General features: G+C 39.7%; 18 protein-coding genes. 3 read left to right on the plus strand and 15 right to left on the minus strand.

The genetic code is table 11. The features are described from left to right. Positions 1-15: 15 nt before the first annotated feature. From HMPREF2853_RS02020 to HMPREF2853_RS02065, 10 genes are all read right to left on the minus strand, one after another. Positions 16-924: a LysR family transcriptional regulator gene (locus HMPREF2853_RS02020; RefSeq protein ID WP_000351428.1), complete on the minus strand. Its 909-nt coding sequence runs from the start codon at positions 922-924 to the stop codon at positions 16-18. A 194-nt stretch (positions 925-1,118) separates the two neighbouring features. Continuing rightward, positions 1,119-1,772 carry a 3-oxoacid CoA-transferase subunit B gene (locus HMPREF2853_RS02025; protein ID WP_000644731.1) on the minus strand — a complete coding sequence of 218 codons (654 nt, stop codon included), beginning with the start codon at positions 1,770-1,772 and terminating at the stop codon, positions 1,119-1,121. A gap of 1 nt (position 1,773) precedes the next feature. Further along, a complete protein-coding gene (locus HMPREF2853_RS02030) occupies positions 1,774-2,496 on the minus strand; it encodes a CoA transferase subunit A (protein ID WP_000869893.1) in 723 nt (240 codons plus the stop codon). 15 nt (positions 2,497-2,511) lie between these two features. After that, on the minus strand, positions 2,512-3,291 hold the full coding sequence (locus HMPREF2853_RS02035) for an enoyl-CoA hydratase/isomerase family protein (protein WP_000048046.1): 780 nt from the start codon (positions 3,289-3,291) through the stop codon (positions 2,512-2,514). A 320-nt stretch (positions 3,292-3,611) separates the two neighbouring features. Further along, entirely contained in the window at positions 3,612-4,790 is a 1,179-nt protein-coding gene (locus tag HMPREF2853_RS02040) for an acetyl-CoA C-acetyltransferase (RefSeq protein WP_000656060.1), read from the minus strand. An 18-nt stretch (positions 4,791-4,808) separates the two neighbouring features. Next, complete coding sequence (locus HMPREF2853_RS02045; protein ID WP_049501305.1) at positions 4,809-5,657, minus strand: 3-hydroxybutyryl-CoA dehydrogenase; 849 nt, start codon at positions 5,655-5,657, stop codon at positions 4,809-4,811. Positions 5,658-5,737: 80 nt separating this feature from the next. Next, the gene (locus HMPREF2853_RS02050; protein WP_000201480.1) at positions 5,738-6,946 is read right to left on the minus strand and encodes an acyl-CoA dehydrogenase FadE; all 1,209 of its coding nucleotides are present in this window, start codon (positions 6,944-6,946) and stop codon (positions 5,738-5,740) included. A gap of 244 nt (positions 6,947-7,190) precedes the next feature. Beyond that, positions 7,191-7,739: a ribosome hibernation-promoting factor, HPF/YfiA family gene (gene hpf / locus HMPREF2853_RS02055; RefSeq protein ID WP_000599114.1), complete on the minus strand. Its 549-nt coding sequence runs from the start codon at positions 7,737-7,739 to the stop codon at positions 7,191-7,193. Positions 7,740-7,818: 79 nt separating this feature from the next. Then, positions 7,819-8,481, minus strand: coding sequence for a ComF family protein (locus HMPREF2853_RS02060; RefSeq protein WP_000995722.1), 663 nt, complete (start codon positions 8,479-8,481; stop codon positions 7,819-7,821). Beyond that, entirely contained in the window at positions 8,478-9,776 is a 1,299-nt protein-coding gene (locus HMPREF2853_RS02065; RefSeq protein WP_002880469.1) for an ATP-dependent helicase ComFA, read from the minus strand. The genes HMPREF2853_RS02060 and HMPREF2853_RS02065 overlap by 4 nt, the downstream gene beginning before the upstream one ends. A 56-nt stretch (positions 9,777-9,832) precedes the next feature. Here HMPREF2853_RS02065 and HMPREF2853_RS02070 point away from each other — a divergent pair, with 56 nt between their 5' ends. The 3 genes from HMPREF2853_RS02070 (at position 9,833) to cysK (ending at position 11,950) form a co-directional block, all read left to right on the plus strand. Beyond that, a complete protein-coding gene (locus HMPREF2853_RS02070; RefSeq protein WP_070534685.1) occupies positions 9,833-10,468 on the plus strand; it encodes a YigZ family protein in 636 nt (211 codons plus the stop codon). A gap of 15 nt (positions 10,469-10,483) precedes the next feature. Then, complete coding sequence (locus HMPREF2853_RS02075) at positions 10,484-10,927, plus strand: PH domain-containing protein (protein WP_000863902.1); 444 nt, start codon at positions 10,484-10,486, stop codon at positions 10,925-10,927. Positions 10,928-11,023: 96 nt separating this feature from the next. Next, positions 11,024-11,950, plus strand: a complete 927-nt coding sequence (gene cysK / locus HMPREF2853_RS02080) for a cysteine synthase A (protein ID WP_000158482.1) — start codon at positions 11,024-11,026, stop codon at positions 11,948-11,950. A gap of 103 nt (positions 11,951-12,053) precedes the next feature. Here the strand turns inward: cysK and tsf are convergent, their stop codons facing one another. From tsf to mreC, 5 genes are all read right to left on the minus strand, one after another. Next, positions 12,054-13,094 (minus strand): translation elongation factor Ts, encoded by a 1,041-nt coding sequence (gene tsf, locus HMPREF2853_RS02085; protein WP_000808059.1) that lies wholly within the window; start codon positions 13,092-13,094, stop codon positions 12,054-12,056. A gap of 78 nt (positions 13,095-13,172) precedes the next feature. Further along, positions 13,173-13,952, minus strand: a complete 780-nt coding sequence (gene rpsB / locus HMPREF2853_RS02090; protein WP_000268475.1) for a 30S ribosomal protein S2 — start codon at positions 13,950-13,952, stop codon at positions 13,173-13,175. Positions 13,953-14,176: 224 nt separating this feature from the next. Next, positions 14,177-15,385, minus strand: coding sequence for a peptidoglycan hydrolase PcsB (pcsB, locus tag HMPREF2853_RS02095; protein ID WP_000726989.1), 1,209 nt, complete (start codon positions 15,383-15,385; stop codon positions 14,177-14,179). Between the two features lie 93 nt (positions 15,386-15,478). Beyond that, positions 15,479-15,973 carry a rod shape-determining protein MreD gene (mreD, locus tag HMPREF2853_RS02100; protein ID WP_001237920.1) on the minus strand — a complete coding sequence of 165 codons (495 nt, stop codon included), beginning with the start codon at positions 15,971-15,973 and terminating at the stop codon, positions 15,479-15,481. Between the two features lie 2 nt (positions 15,974-15,975). Further along, entirely contained in the window at positions 15,976-16,791 is an 816-nt protein-coding gene (gene mreC, locus HMPREF2853_RS02105; RefSeq protein ID WP_001078971.1) for a rod shape-determining protein MreC, read from the minus strand. Between the last annotated feature and the right edge of the window lie 39 nt (positions 16,792-16,830).

The raw sequence follows: 16,830 nt of genomic DNA on the forward strand, positions 1-16,830 counted from the left end.
CGCATTCACCTCATCTTAGTTGTCAGAAAACGGTTGGTAATAATCTTTCAACAATTCTTCATACACATAAGACTCTACTTCATTGTAGGAGTTTTTATAGGGTCTACAAAACCAAATATTAAATGGAATCGGATCTTTGAATCTAACCGCCTTAAAACGACTCTTATCCACAAAATATTCAACCGGCCTTGGCAAAAGGGCAATCAAATCTGTCTGATGAGTTGATTCAACTAGGAAGTCCCAAGTAGAGGAAAGATAAGCAAATTTAGCCTCAATTCGTTGTGAACGAAGTTTTTCTGTCACTAAATCATAAGTCGTAAATGTTTTGTTGAAGGTTGCCAATTCATAACCAGCAATATCAGACCATTCCAACAAGCTTTTCTGAGCCAACGGATGATCCTTATCCATATAAGCAACGTATTCATCCAATTGAATGATATGTTGTTCATATTTTTTAGCATCCAGGCTCGTAGGCTCTATCAGAATAGAGAGATTCAAATCTCCATCAACCATTTTTTGACGAATTTCCTTCCCTCCACCTTCCGTAACCTGGATATGGATATGAGGATTATTTTTCAGAAAATGAGGCAAGGCACTAGCAAAATAAACTCGTAAAATCAAGGACGGAATACCAAAATTAATGGTGCCTTTTTGCTTTTGAGCTTCTATATGGATCATGGAAAGCATTTCTTCATGTCGATTCACAATCTCGGTCGCATAACGATAAATTTTGCGTCCCGCCTCTGTTAAACTTTCTAATCTTCCATTCTTGCGATTGAATAATTGAACCCCTTCAGCTGCTTCAAAATTTGTCACAAATTGACTCAAGGCTGATTGACTAATGTGAATCTTCTTTGCAGCAATGGAAAGGTTGCATCCGCATTCTATGATATTGATGAAATAGTTCATTTGGATAATATCCACTTACCCATCACCTAGCTTTCCTTCACTATTTTAGTAAGTCAATTAGACAACTATTCTAGTGTTTGATAGTTGTCTACTGACTTTTTATCGAAATAACATTTCGAATACTTCATTTTAACGCTGTATATAAAGCGCTTACAATACTATCTGGTTTATATCATAACACACTAAGTAGAAAATAGCTCTTTTTTTGCTTAAATCGGCATTGTTTTCAGGTCTTCTGAGACAATGACTTCCCCAGCTGTTTTTTCAAGAACTTCTTCTAATGTCACACCAGGAGCCAGCTCTTTCAACAGGAATTTACCATCTTTGAATCCAAAAACAGCTAATTCTGTGATGACAAGATCCAATACTCCTTTAGCTGAAAGTGGCAAGGTACATTCTTTCAACAACTTAGATTCCCCATCAGCAGTTGTATGTTGGATAGCCCCGATTACGCGCTTAGCTCCTACCAATAAGTCCATTGCGCCACCCATACCAGGAGCAAATTTCCCTGGGATAATCCAGTTCGCAATGCTTCCATCTTGGCTGACTTCAAGAGCTCCAAGAACGGTTGCATCCACGTGTCCACCACGAATAATGGCAAAGGAAGTTTGTAGATCAAACAAGGCTGCTCCTGGCAACAATGTAATAGGAGCTCCACCAGAGTTCGCTAAATTGGCATTATAGTTGTCCTTGGTAGGTGTTTCCCCAAATCGAAGAGCGCCATTTTCTGCCTGTAAAATAACATTTACACCTTCAGGAATGTAATCAGCAGAGGCATTTGGAATCCCAAAACCAAGATTGACCACATCTCCATCTTTAAATTCAAGTGCTACACGTCTTGCGATAATCTCTTTTGCTTTCATTTTACTTCACCCCCGCCAGTTTCTTTGTCTCTGTCCACAGATCTCCCATCATCTGATGATGCTCTTGTGGTGTCAATCCTTGAACGACATAGTCAACTAGGATACCAGGGATGTAAATATCATTTGGATCAATTTCTCCGACTTCAACCAATTCGTTTGTCTCAACAATAACTGTGTCAGCTGCTAGAGCGAGTTGAAGGGAGATGTTTTTAGTAGTCCCATCCAGATAAAGGTTGCCATACTTATCCGCCTTTGTAGCTTTAATCAAGGCAACATCAATCTTCAATGGATCATAAATCAAATATTCTTTTCCATTTCGAGTCACTTTTTCGTGTTCATCTTCAAGAATTGTTCCTACACCTGTTGGTGTTAAGACTGCTCCAAGGCCAGCGCCCGCAGCATGCAAGCGTTCTACGACAGTTCCCATCGGAGTGAACTCCACTTTCATGGCTCCCGAGAAATAATCATGCTGAGCAGCAGCGGATGTCCCTACATGGGCTGCAATGTACTTTGTAACCTGATGGTTTTCACAAAGTCGACCAACTCCAACTTCCTTACCGGGTTGAGAGGTTACAACAGACACCAAGGTCAAATCTTGCTGGTTTTGACGAACCAGTTCCTCAATTAACTCTAGTGGCTCTCCCACTCCGAGAAAACCAGAAATACCAACTTTATCTCCTGAATGAATCAAGGAAATAGCTTCAGACAATGTTACAACTTTCATAACCTATCTCCTCTCTTATTTACGTTGAAAGACAGCTTTGCGTTTTTCAACAAAAGCGCGCATTCCTTCTACCTTATCTTCTGTTGAGAAGAGTAGAGCTTCCGCTTCTGTTTCCAAACGAATAGCATTTTTCAGAGGGAGTTCTGAGCCAACTTGGATAATATGTTTAGCTTTTTCAACTGCTAGCGGTGCATTTTTCATAATCGCTCCTGCCAGCTCTTCTGCCGCAGGCAATAGTTCTTCTGCTGCTACCAACTTGTTAAGAATTCCAAGATCATATGCTTCTTGTCCGTTAACCATTCTAGCAGTAAAGATTAATTCCTTTGTTTTGCTAGTACCAATCAAACGAGACATTCTTTGAGTACCTGCAAAACCAGGAATGATTCCCAAGCCAACTTCAGGGAAACCAACCATTGTCTTGTCATAGCCGATTCGGATATCAGTTGAAAGAGCTAATTCTAGACCGCCTCCCAAAGCATACCCATTCAATACTGAAATAGTTGGTTGAGTCAATTCAGATAAACGGGTAAAGGTGTCGTTCGCATAGGTCATGTATTCATGAGCCTGAATTGGAGACATTTGGTCCATCTCTTTAATGTCTGCTCCAGCGACAAATGCTTTTTCCCCTTGACCAGTCACGATGACAACACGAATGTCCTCGCTAGCTTCAATTTGGTCTAAAACGAGATTCAAATCCTTTAAGACTTCTGAACTTAAAGCGTTCAAAGCCGATGGACGGTTAATTGTTAGATAGCCAAGACCATTCTTAACCTCTAATAAAACAGTTTTACTCATTGTTTTGCTCCTACTTGATTTATTTTGAGTACAGAGTACAGCGTCAACAAATACCAACACAAAATGTAAGAGCTTACATTTTTATCATAATCCTTTTTTCCCTATCCGTCTACTTAATCTTTATTTATAGACCTATAAGTCCATCTTATAGAATAGAGCCATTCAATCTATCCTCAAAGTCTTAGGAAAAGCAAAAATACCTTATCAGGCACTTTCGGAGAAAGACACTTGATAAGGTATGTAACTATGAGATCGGATCAATATCTCATTTTGTAATCGTAATATTGAAAAAGAGGAAATGACGTTCAGTTTTCTAATAACTAACGTTCAACGATGAGGGCTGTTCCCATCCCTCCTCCGATACAGAGAGTAGCTAAACCAGTTTTAGCATCACGTTTCATCATCTCATGTACCAGAGTCACTAGGATACGGCAACCTGAAGCTCCAATTGGGTGACCAAGAGCAATCGCGCCACCATTGACATTGACAATATCAGTATTGAAACCAAGTGTTTTCCCAACCGCACAAGCCTGAGCAGCAAAGGCTTCATTTGACTCGATCAAGTCAAGATCATCAACTGTCAAATTACCTTTTTCAAGAGCTTTACGGGTCGCATAAATCGGTCCACATCCCATAATCTTAGGATCCAAACCTGCACTTGCATACGAACGAATGCGCGCAATGACTGGAAGTCCTAATTCTTCAGCTTTTTCAGCACTCATGACCAAGACAGCCGCCGCTCCGTCATTGATACCTGAGGCATTTCCCGCTGTAACAGAACCGTCTTTTTTGAAAACAGGACGTAGCTTAGACAGACTCTCCAAGCTAGCATCTTTTCTAGGAAATTCATCTGTATCAAAGATGATAGGATCGCCTTTGCGTTGAGGAATGACCACCGGAACAATCTCTTCCTTAAAACGTCCAGATTCTATAGCCGCCACTGCTCGTTTTTGAGATTCCAAAGCAAGCGCATCTTGATCATCCCGGCTAATACCATATTCTTCTGCCACATTCTCAGCTGTAATCCCCATATGGTATTCGTTAAAGGCATCAGACAAACCGTCCTTAATCATGGTATCTACCACTTTCGAATCTCCCATACGTCCACCCCAACGGAAGCTTGGCAAAACATATGGAGCCTGGCTCATGTTTTCTGCACCACCAGCCACGACAATATCTGCATCTCCGCACTGAATCGCTTGAGCAGCTAACTGCACTGCCTTCAAACCGGAACCACAAACCTTATTAATGGTAAAGGCTGGTGTAAATTCAGGAAGCCCAGCATGAATACTCATTTGGCGAGCCACGTTTTGGCCTAAACCTGCGCCTAGGACATTCCCCATAATCACTTCATCTACCTGCTCTGGTTTAATATTCGCTTTTTCCAAAGCACTCTTAATGACCAAAGATCCCAAATCAACAGCAGAAACATTCTTCAAGCTCCCGCCAAAGGAACCTAAAGGTGTTCGCACTGCCGAAACAATAACTACGTCTTTCATGACTACCTCCATCAGTGTCTAGTAAGTAAAGAATCCTTCTTTTGTCTTCCGTCCCAATTTTCCTGCTTCGACCATTTTCTTAAGAAGAGGGGCAGGACGGTATTTTTGATCACCAAACCCTTGGTTTAGGACGCCCATAATAGCCAAACAAACATCCAACCCAATCAAGTCAGCAAGAGCCAAAGGTCCAATAGGATGATTTGCACCAAGTTTCATCGCTTCATCGATTTCCTCGGCACTAGCCACTCCCTCACCTAGAATGTAAACGGCTTCATTGATCATAGGAATCAAAATTCTGTTCACAACAAAACCATAAGAATCTTTAACATCAACTGGTGTTTTACCAATTTTCACTGTCAATTCACGAACCGCCTGAACCACTTCTTCTGAAGTCTGCAAGGCCTTAATAACCTCTACCAGTTTCATGATTGGGGCAGGATTAAAGAAGTGCATTCCAATCACGCGCTCCTGATGTTTAGTAGCAGCAGCTATATCCGTGATTGACAAAGAGGATGTGTTTGATGCTAAGATAGTTTTAGGATCTGTCAATTCATCCAATTGTTTGAAAATATTCAACTTAATCTCACGATTCTCAGTTGCAGCTTCAATCACCAATTGGACTTGTTTCGCATCTTCATATGAAACAGATGGAAGCAAATTGGCTAATACCTGATCCTTCTCATCCGCAGACATCCGTCCTTTTTCAACTGAACGTTCCAATTGTTTTGTGATATTATTCAAGCCTCTTTGAACAAATTCTTCTTTAATATCGTTTAAGTAAACTGTAAAACCAGCCTGAGCAAATACTTGAGCAATTCCGCTTCCCATTTGACCAGAACCAATAATCATCACCTTAGATATCATTATTTTCTCCTTCTTATTTTACAAAAATCCAGTGCATGAAGCAAGGACGATTGAACAGAAATCCTTCAATCGCCCTTCTGACATTAAACAAAGGCACCTAGTCCAGTAATCTCACGACCAACAATCAAGGCATTCACTTCGTGTGAACCTTCATAGGTATAGATTGATTCAGCATCTGCAAAGAAACGAGCAACGTCTGTCTCAAGTGTAATACCATTACCTCCGCAAGTTTCACGAGCAAGGGCAACTGTTTCGCGCATCACCAAGGAATTGTGCATCTTAGCAAGAGCAGAGTTAAGCATCAATTCATTACCTTTCTCTTGCATCTCAGCAATACGAGTTGAATAAGCAATAACTGCTACAGCATTTGCTTGCATACGAGCCAATTTTTCTTGAACAATTTGGAATTTGGCAATTGGACGTTTGAACTGTTCGCGATCTTTAGCATATTTAAGAGCTGCTACATAAGATCCACAAGTCACTCCCATAGCAATGTGAGCAACGTCCGCACGAGTGAAGGTCAAGATACGGGCTACATCACCAAAACCATTGATATTTACCAAACGGTCTGAATCTGGAACCTCTACATTCTTCATAGTAATATGGCCATTGCGGACACAACGAAGAGCAATCTTATGTGGGATTGGTTCCGCATGATATCCCGGAGCTCCCTTACGAACGATAAAGCATTTCACCTTGCCATCCGCAACATCACGAGCAAATACAGGAACGACATCCGCAGTATCTGAACCACCAATCCAGCGTTTTTCACCATTTAGAATCCACTTGTCTCCAACACGTTCTGCAGTAGTTGCAAGTCCTCCAGCAATATCAGAACCTGAAAGAGGTTCAGTCAAAGCGAAGCAACCTTGCCAATCAAATGCAGCTAGTTTTGGAAGAAATTCTTTTTGTTGACGCTCATCACCACCCAAGAGAATTGTGTTGTAGCAAAGTCCGCCATGAACGGTGTAGAATGTTGCCATAGAAGCATCGAAGCGAGCAAGTTCAAGATACAAGAAAGCAATATAAAGTTCAGATGGTTTCCAGCTACCTTCACGTCCCTCAAACAATTTTGGATTGTTCATAATTTGAGCGCCCTTAGCCACAGCATAGAATTCTTCAAAAGGAAAATCAGGTTTTTCCCAGTATTCATTAATAACCGGACGGAGATGTTTCTCAATCAAACGGCGAGTTTCTTGTAAAACCTCTGCTTCTCCCAAAGTTAGACCATCCGCATAGTGAAAAAGGTCCTCAGGATATAGTTCGCGTAAAATTTCTTCTTTTGTTGCCATAGTCATGACTCCTTTATTTGTTATAAGAGCGCTTACATTTTTGTATTCGCTATTTGTTGACAACCCCATTCTATCCCTTAGGGTATTATTTTGTCTACTTAATAAATATAAATACCCCTATAAGTTCAGATTATAGGGGTCGATTCTGACTGTTTAATCAAGGATTTCCTGTTTTTTCTTACTTATTTCCGCATAAGAAAAAGTGGTTTACTGATTTGTAAACCACTTTTTTGTTATTTCAATTTTATGATTCTTTGACTTCTAGTAAACCAACTTCACCATCTTCACGGCGATACAAAACATTAGTTGTTTGATCTTCTACATCTACATAAATAAAGAAATCATGTCCCAATAAATCCATTTGAAGAAGGGCTTCTTCTAAATCCATTGGCTTCAAATCAATTTGTTTTGAACGAACGACTTTGGGTTGCACAACATCTGCATCTTCAACTAGAGCATCTGTAAAGAGTTGACTTGTCGCAACTTTACTTTTATTCTTACGTTCGATTTTAGTTTTATTTTTACGAATCTGACGTTCAATTTTATCTGTTACAAGATCGATAGAACCATACATATCTTGAGAAATATCTTCAGCACGAAGAGTGATAGATCCAAGCGGAATTGTTACTTCAACCTTTGCTGTTTTTTCACGGTAAACTTTCAAGTTCACACGTGCATCCAACTCCTGCTCAGGTTGGAAATACTTTTCGATCTTTTCGAGTTTAGAAACTACATAATCACGAATTGCTTCTGTTACTTCTAGGTTTTCACCACGGATACTATATTTAATCATATAAGTACCTTCTTTCTAAACATTTTTGTTTTTCTAACTATATTATAACGCTTTCATTTTCATTTTGCAAATTTTTTCCTCATCTTACAAGGGAAAAAGTTTTAACTTCCAAAGCACCTGCTTCTTCCAAAAGTCGTTTCACACGATTCACAGTTGCCCCTGTTGTATAGATGTCATCAATCAGCAAAATCTTCTTGGGAAGTGAGATTCCATCTTTAATAAAAAATGGAATTTCAGTAGCTAACCTTTCTAAACGGCTTTTAGAAGAACTAGCACTCTCTTCTCTTTTTCCTAATATATCTTTGAAAGAAAAGCCTGCTGCCTCAACCAAACCTTCGACTTGGTTAAACCCCCTCTCAAGCAATCTTTCAGGGCTTAGGGGAATCAACACAAATTGATATCCTCTATACTTTTTCAGCTCCTCAGCAAGAACAGAAGCAAAAACCTTTCTAAGCAAAAAATCGCCATCAAACTTATATCGACTGAAAAAGTCTTTCATAGCTTGATTATAGGTAAAGATTGCCTTATGATCAACCTGAATTCCTTCTTTACACCAAAGTTTACAATCTTGACACTTAGTTGACATGCCTGTTTTCATACAGTTTGGGCAATAATTCTCACCAATCCTCTCAAAACTAGAAGCACAAGCTGAGCAAAGATAACTGCAATCATCCTTCAAAAGGAAGAGACTGCTAAAAGTCAGCTCACTCTTTGTAGTCTGGCCACATAATAAACAGTTCATAACCCTGCCTCCTTATTCATATTCTTGATTTCCTTGATTGCCTTTTTGATGGAAGCATTTAATCCATCATGAAAGAAGAGCAACTCACCAGTTGGTCTGTCCATACTGCGTCCAACTCGCCCTCCAATCTGAATCAAACTAGACTTGGTAAAGAGACGATGATTAGCTTCTACTACGAAAACATCCACACAAGGGAAGGTAACCCCGCGTTCCAAGATTGTCGTACTGATCAGTATTGTTAGTTCTCCATCTCGAAAAGCTTGCACCTGCTCTAATCGGTCTTCTGTCACAGAAGACACAAAGCCGATATTCTCATTCGGGTACTGCTCCTTCAAGATTTCTTTTAGTTTTTCGCCTTTCTTAATCTCTGATGCAAAAATCAGTAAGGGATAACCTGTTCTTCTCTGTTTCTCAATATAAGTCTTTAACTTGGTTGACAATTGATTTTTCTCTAAACAGCGATTAAAATCCGATAACCAGACTGGTTTAGGAATAATCAAAGGATTTCCATGAAACCGTCTCGGCAAGCTTAATCTTTTTAATTCCCCTGTGCGAACCTTCCTATCTAACTCATCTGTAGAAGTTGCCGTAAGGAATATCCTCAATCCATCCTCCTTTACACTATTCTTTACAGCATAGTAAAGCATAGTGTTGTCAACATAAGGAAAGGCATCTACCTCATCCACTATCAACAAATCAAAAGCATGATAAAATTTTAATAACTGATGAGTTGTTGCAACTACTAAGGGAGTTCGAAAATAGGGCTCTGATTCGCCATGGAGTAGCGCTATATCGCAAGCAAAGTCATTCTGCAGTCGCTTATACAGTTCTAAACACACATCAATTCGAGGACTGGCCAAACAAACTGCACCACCATCATCAATCACTTTAGCCACAACTTGATAAATCATCTCTGTCTTTCCAGCTCCTGTCACAGCGTGAACCAAGGTTGGCTCTTGCTTGTCTACCGCCTGAAGCAGTCCCTCTGACACTTTTTCTTGAAAAGGTGTTAACTGACCACGCCATTTGAGGACGTCTTGCTTAGGAAAATCCTCTTGAGGAAAATAGTATAAAGCTTTATCACTCCTGATTCTCTTCATCAGTAAACACTCCCTACAATAGTAAGCGCTGATAGGCAAATACCATTCTTCTAGAATCAAACTATTACAACGTTGACAAAACAGTTTCCCCTTCTCTTTTCTCATTGCTGGCAGTCTCACTGCTTCCTGTCGTTCTTCTTCCGTTAATTCTTTCTCAGTAAACAAGCGACCGAGATAATTTGGATTTACTTTCATACTTTAATATTCGTAAAAATATAGCGCTTTAGGTAATTTTTTAGTACAATTAAATCATGGAATTTAGAACAATTAAAGAGGATGGGCAGGTCCAAGAAGAAATCAAAAAATCACGCTTTATCTGTCATGCCAAGCGTGTCTATAGTGAAGAAGAAGCTCGTGACTTTATCACTGCTATCAAAAAAGAACACTACAAAGCCACCCATAACTGCTCTGCTTTTATTGTAGGGGAACGCAGTGAGATCAAGCGTACGAGTGATGATGGCGAACCTAGTGGTACTGCTGGAGTCCCTATGCTTGGCGTCTTAGAAAATCATAATCTTACCAATGTCTGCGTAGTAGTTACTCGTTACTTTGGTGGAATTAAGTTAGGCGCTGGAGGTTTGATTCGTACTTACGCAGGTAGTGTGGCCTTGGCTGTCAAAGAAATTGGCATTATTGAAATCAAAGAGCAGGCTGGCATAGCCATTCAGATGTCTTACGCTCAGTATCAAGAATATGGCAATTTTCTTAAAGAACATCATCTCATGGAGCTGGATACAAACTTTACAGATCAAGTTGATACAATGATTTATGTTGATAAGGAAGAGAAAGAAAATATCAAGTCTGCTCTTGTAGAGTTTTTTAATGGAAAGGTTACTTTAACAGATCAAGGTTTACGAGAAGTTGAAGTTCCTGTAAACTTAGTGTAAACAAAGGAGAAATACATGGCGTTTGGAAAATTTATTCAAGGACTTGCTGGTAACTTCAGCGAGGAAAACAAAGAGACTCTTATCAAAGAATATGGTCAATATCTACTAGAGAATGAAGAAATTCAAAGTGGATATAAACTTATTCGAGATTCAATCATCTTTACAAATATCCGTATTATTTTTACAGATAAGCAAGGTGCCACTGGTCGCAAGGTGTCTGTTAAGTCACTCTTTTTGATGAACATTGTAAACGTTGAAATGGAAACTGCTGGAGCAGGTATAGATGATAGTGAGATTAGAATCACTTATTTAGAAAATATCTTTCTAAAAGCACACAATGAGCACCTGAGTTTCCATAAATTTGAATTCCCTAAAAAAACGGACATCCTTCCGCTTTACACCTATTTATTAGAATTGGCTTATCACAATCGATTAAAAATTAATGGCTTAGACCTTTGATATAAAAAAATCCTATCACTTTGATAGGATTTCTATATTTTACAAATAGCTTTAAGCGCGTTATACTAGTATCATCTTATACAAAGAGGTATATCTATGACTATTTATAATAATATCACTGAACTAATTGGACAAACACCGATTGTTAAACTTAACAATATTGTTCCAGAGGGTGCTGCAGATGTCTATGTTAAACTAGAAGCTTTTAACCCTGGATCGTCAGTAAAAGACCGTATTGCCCTTAGCATGATTGAAAAAGCAGAACAAGATGGTATTCTAAAACCGGGAGCTACTATTGTTGAAGCAACGAGTGGAAACACTGGTATCGGTCTTTCATGGGTTGGTGCCGCTAAAGGATATAAAGTTGTTATCGTCATGCCTGAAACGATGAGTGTGGAACGACGTAAGATTATCCAAGCCTATGGTGCTGAACTCGTCCTTACTCCTGGTAGCGAAGGAATGAAAGGGGCTATTGCCAAAGCTCAGGAAATCGCCGCTGAACGAGACGGCTTCCTTCCACTCCAATTTAATAATCCAGCTAATCCAGAAGTGCACGAAAGAACAACAGGAGCTGAAATACTGGCTGCTTTCGGTTCTGATGGACTAGATGCTTTTGTGGGTGGTGTTGGTACTGGTGGAACGATCTCAGGTGTTTCTCACGCTCTCAAAACAGCAAATTCAAACATTCAAGTTTATGCAGTTGAGGCAGACGAGTCAGCTATCTTGTCTGGGGAAAAACCAGGACCTCATAAAATTCAAGGAATCTCAGCTGGATTTATTCCTGAAACGCTTGATACAAAAGCCTATGATGGTATTGTCCGTGTAACGTCAGATGATGCTCTAGCCCTTGGCCGTGAAATTGGTGGAAAAGAAGGCTTCCTTGTTGGGATTTCTTCAGCTGCAGCGATTTACGGGGCAATTGAGGTTGCCAAGAAATTAGGTAAAGGTAAGAAAGTCCTTGCTTTAGCACCAGATAACGGCGAACGTTATTTGTCTACAGCACTCTATGAATTTGAAGTGTAGCCTCCTAAATGCACTTAGCCCTTATTAAAGGGCTTTTTGTTTACTCATACAGACTCTACTCTCTAGACAAAAAGAAGAAGGAAGCAATTTGCTTCCTTTTCTATTAGTTATTCAAGGCTGCTGCCATTGTAGCTGCAACTTCTGCTTCAAAGTCGTTTGCAGCTTTCTCGATACCTTCACCAACTTCAAAGCGAGCGAACTCAACTACTGAAGCATTTACTGATTCAAGGTAAGCTTCAACTGTCTTGCTGTCATCCATGATGTATACTTGTGCAAGAAGTGTGTATGCTTGGTCAACTTTGGTGTTGTCAAGCATGAAGCGGTCCATTTTACCTGGGATGATTTTGTCCCAGATTTTTTCTGGTTTGCCTTCTGCAGCCAACTCAGCTTTGATATCAGCTTCAGCTTGAGCAATCACTTCATCAGTCAATTGTGCTTTTGATCCATACTTCAAGTGTGGAAGAGCTGGTTTACCAACCATTGCACGGCTTTCGTTATCTTGGTCGATTACGTGGTTCAATTGTGCCAACTCATCTTTAACGAATTGCTCATCCAATTCTTTGTAAGAAAGAACTGTTGGTTTCATCGCAGCAATGTGCATTGAGATTTGTTTAGCAAGCGCTTCGTCTCCACCTTCGATTACAGAGATAACACCGATACGTCCACCATTGTGTTGGTATGCTCCGAAGTGTTGTGCATCTGTTTTTTCAAGCAAAGCAAAACGACGGAATGAGATTTTTTCACCGATTGTAGCTGTTGCAGATACATATGCAGCTTCAAGAGTTTCACCTGAAGGCATTGTCAAAGCAAGAGCTTCTTCGTTGTTAGCTGGTTTTCCTTCAGCGATTACTTTAGCTGTTGCGTTTACCAAGTCAACGAATTGAGCGTTTTTCGCAACGAAGTCAGTTTCGGCATTTACTTCAACTACTGCTGCAACGTTACCGTTAACAAATACACCAGTCAAACCTTCAGCTGCAACACGGTCAGCTTTCTTAGCTGCCTTCGCCATACCTTTTTCACGAAGCAATTCAATCGCTTTTTCGATGTCACCGTCTGTTTCTACAAGCGCTTTTTTAGCGTCCATAACACCGGCACCAGATTTTTCACGCAACTCTTTTACAAGTTTAGCTGTAATTTCTGCCATTTTGATTCTCCTATATTTTTTAAAAATAGGAGAGCTGGGCTAGGCCCCGCCCTCCTAGGTAATTACTATTTATATGAATTAAGCGTTGTCGCCTTCTACAACTTCAACGATTTCTTCGATTGAGTCAGCTTGAGCTTCTGAAGCTGCAAATTCTGCTTCAACTGCTGCTGCGTCTTCACCTTGACGTCCTTCGATGATAGCGTCAGCCAATTTAGCTGTGATCAATTTAACAGCGCGGATAGCGTCATCGTTAGCTGGGATGATTACATCGATATCGTCTGGGTCAGTATTTGTGTCAACCATCGCTACAACTGGGATACCCAATTTTTTAGCTTCTTTAACAGCGATTTGTTCTTTATGTGGGTCAACTACGTACATTACATCAGGGATACGAGGCATGTCTTCGATACCACCCAAGAATTTTTCAAGACGTGCACGTTGTTTGTTAAGAAGTGCAACTTCTTTCTTAGGAAGAACGTCGAAGATTCCTTCTTCTTCCATACGTTTGATTTCTTTCAAACGAGCAATACGTTTTTGGATAGTTCCCCAGTTAGTAAGAGTTCCACCCAACCAACGGTGGTTGATGTAGTATTGACCTGAACGTTCTGCTTCTTCTTTAACAGCGTCAGCAGCTTGTTTTTTAGTACCAACAAACAATACAACTGCATCGTTAGCTGCAGCATCACGCATAAAGTCGTATGCTTGGTCAGCGTATTTTACAGTTTGTTGCAAGTCGATAACGTGGATTCCGTTACGCTCAGTGAAGATGTACTTAGCCATCTTAGGGTTCCAGCGACGAGTTTGGTGACCAAAGTGTACACCAGCCTCAAGAAGTTGTTTCATTGAAATTACTGCCATGAGTATTTCTCCTTTTTGTTTTTTTCCTCTCCTCGACTTCAACTTGCAAAACGACCCGAGGGCAACAGTCTCACAATTCATCAAGAATGAGTATTATCGTTTACACGACAAGTTTCATTTTATCACATTTTAGCCATATTTTCAAGTGGTTTTGATATATTTCGGCCTTGCTTTCGATAAAAAATAATAAAAGAGACTCGCATCGAGCCTCTTCGTTTCATTCATTAGTTTGGATAGATGTAAGTAACATAACCTTCAGAAGTTGTAGTTGGGTTGAACCATCCACGTTTGTTACCGATTGTACGATTTCCACCATAGTTTGATTCTGATACTTGAATGCTAGTTGATGATGAAACTGCTGTAACAACCGCTACGTGTCCATATCCACCGTCATTCCAACATGCAATCGCACCAACTTGTGGAGTTGATCCAGTACGGAATCCTGCAGCTGCTGCACTTGTAGCCCACTGCGCTCCGTTACCCCAGTAATCTCCAGCCCAAGGTGCTAATGTTTTAGCTCCCCAAGTACATTCACCAGTTGGATAACTTGAAGCATTTGTACTGTATGTTGGACGTTGTCTAGTTGGAGTCGGAGCAGGTGCTGGAGTGTAGCTTGAATCATCATCTGATGAAGAGCTTGAAGTTGCTTGCACTTGATCTGAAAGTGTTGTATTTCCAGAAGCAACAACTGATTGTTGTTGGCTTGTTTGACGTGCTTTATAAGCCGCTTCTGCTTCGGCTGCTGCTTTCGCTTCTGCCTCTGCTGCTGCTTTTTGTTCCAATAAAGTAGCTTTATCGCTTTCTGCAGTAGCTTTCTCTGCAGCAAGGTTTAACTCAGCAACTTTCAACTCTGCTTGTTTTGTTGTCAATGCTTGTGCATCGTCAGCAAGCGTTTGTTGGTTCGCAATGACAGTGTTGATTGCTTCATTATTTGCAACCTGTTTTTCAGCGATAGATTTCTTATCAGCTTTCTGTTGTTCCAACATTTTGTTGTTAGCTGATACAATCTCGCTCATGGCTGCAACACGTGAAATAGCTTCCGTAATTGATTTTGAGTTTACAATTGTATTGATATAGCTAGTTGCAGCACCGTTTGTTTGTGCGCTACGTGCTTGTTTTTCCAAAGATTCATTACGAGCAACAATGTTCTTAGAGAGCTCTGTAATTTCTCCTTCAAGTTTTTTAGATTCAGCTTGTAGAGTTTCATTCTCAGCTTCCAAGTTCGTTTGTTGAGTTTGGATAGCTGTAACTTGCGTTTGGATTTCATCTACTTGTTTTTGAGCTTCTTTTTGTTGAGCTGTCAAATTACTAATCTTACTATCTTGAGCAGCAATCTTTTCATCAGTTGTTTCAGCGTGGACAGTTGTCAATACCGCCGCTTGTGACACTAATACTGTACTTAATAAAAGTGACGCTAAGATTTTTTTCTTCATATTGTGTAGATACTCCTTCTATTTAAGACATTACTAGTATACCAAAAAAAGACATAATAAATATTACGCCTTTGTTACATTTTTATTTCTTTCTTATAGATAACATTTTTCAAAAATATATTGGAAAATAATCATCCATAAAAAGTTTAAAATCATTGATGGGACAAGGCTATAGACGATGAAAACTGGCATCGATTCTACTGTCAATCCCATAGCAAGAGCAAGGAGATAGCTCCCCATATCAAATAGGAAACTCATCACAACTATTGTTAACATTCTTGTCCAACGGTTCAGCAAAATTACACTATTAAACTTATGGAGCGAAGCACCTATCAAGATAAATAGAAGCGTCGCAATTCCTATCAAGTGGAAAAAATAGATATCGTACACCAAACCCACTATACAGCAATAAGCTAGATAGAGATATTCTGAAACCTCAATTGTCTCAAACAAGAGAAATAAAAACAGAAAATGACTTACTAAATGAAAGTGAGGGAAGAAGGATCCTACCAATTGTCCAATATGTGCATCAATTAGTACGACAAAAGGGAGTAAAAAGAAAATACCAATTTGTTTTAACAGTCTCATTGCTAATTCCCCACTAACTCTACCACATGAAGATTTTTGGTGTCAGCACTTAACTTTACTGTTACTTCCTTTGTTAGATAATCACTGCTATGTGTTGTAGCAACAACTTCTCCAACAGGGATATCCTTAACATTAAAGTTTCCGAGCCCCCCTGTAGTCACCTTGTCTCCCGCGCTAATGTCGCTGTTGCTGTTTAATTGACTAATTTTAAGCAGTTCAGATTCCTTATCATAACCAACGATAATCCCGTAAATTTCAGTAGAACCATGCAGGATTTTAACAGAAATTTTGTCGGAATTTTCCGTGTTTGTCAATAGATTGACCGTTGTTGAATGATCCTCTACCTTTGAAACACTACCAATCAAACCCCCGTTTGCAATGGCCAACATATTTTCAGAAGCTCCTTTTGAACTTCCCGCATCAATTGTTAACTCTTGTTTCCAAGATACTGGAGCTCGCATAATCACATCTGCTGCAATGGTTTTTGTAGCCTGCAATTTTGACTTCATATCCAGCAACTGACGTAATTGTTCATTTTCATTTTTTAAACTTTCTGATTGATTAGACTCCACCTCTAGTTGATAGAGCTGTTTTTTTAGACTCTCATTTTCATTGTAAGTCTGCGTCAAATGTCCCAAATCCGATTTGAAAGTATCAAACCACTGAAAGGGTTTTTGAACAATTCTATCTACTAAGGAAATCCCATCTCCTAGTTTCGTCACAATAGCGCTTGAATAGGTTGTCACTAATAGAACAGAAACTGCCAGAACTGTGACAAAAACGATGATTAGATATTTTGATTTTTTAAAACGGTTCATATTCCTACCTTTATACTAAAAACCTGCTACTGTGAGCTT

This window comes from Streptococcus sp. HMSC077F03, assembly GCF_001812375.1.
Classification (GTDB): domain Bacteria; phylum Bacillota; class Bacilli; order Lactobacillales; family Streptococcaceae; genus Streptococcus; species Streptococcus oralis_S.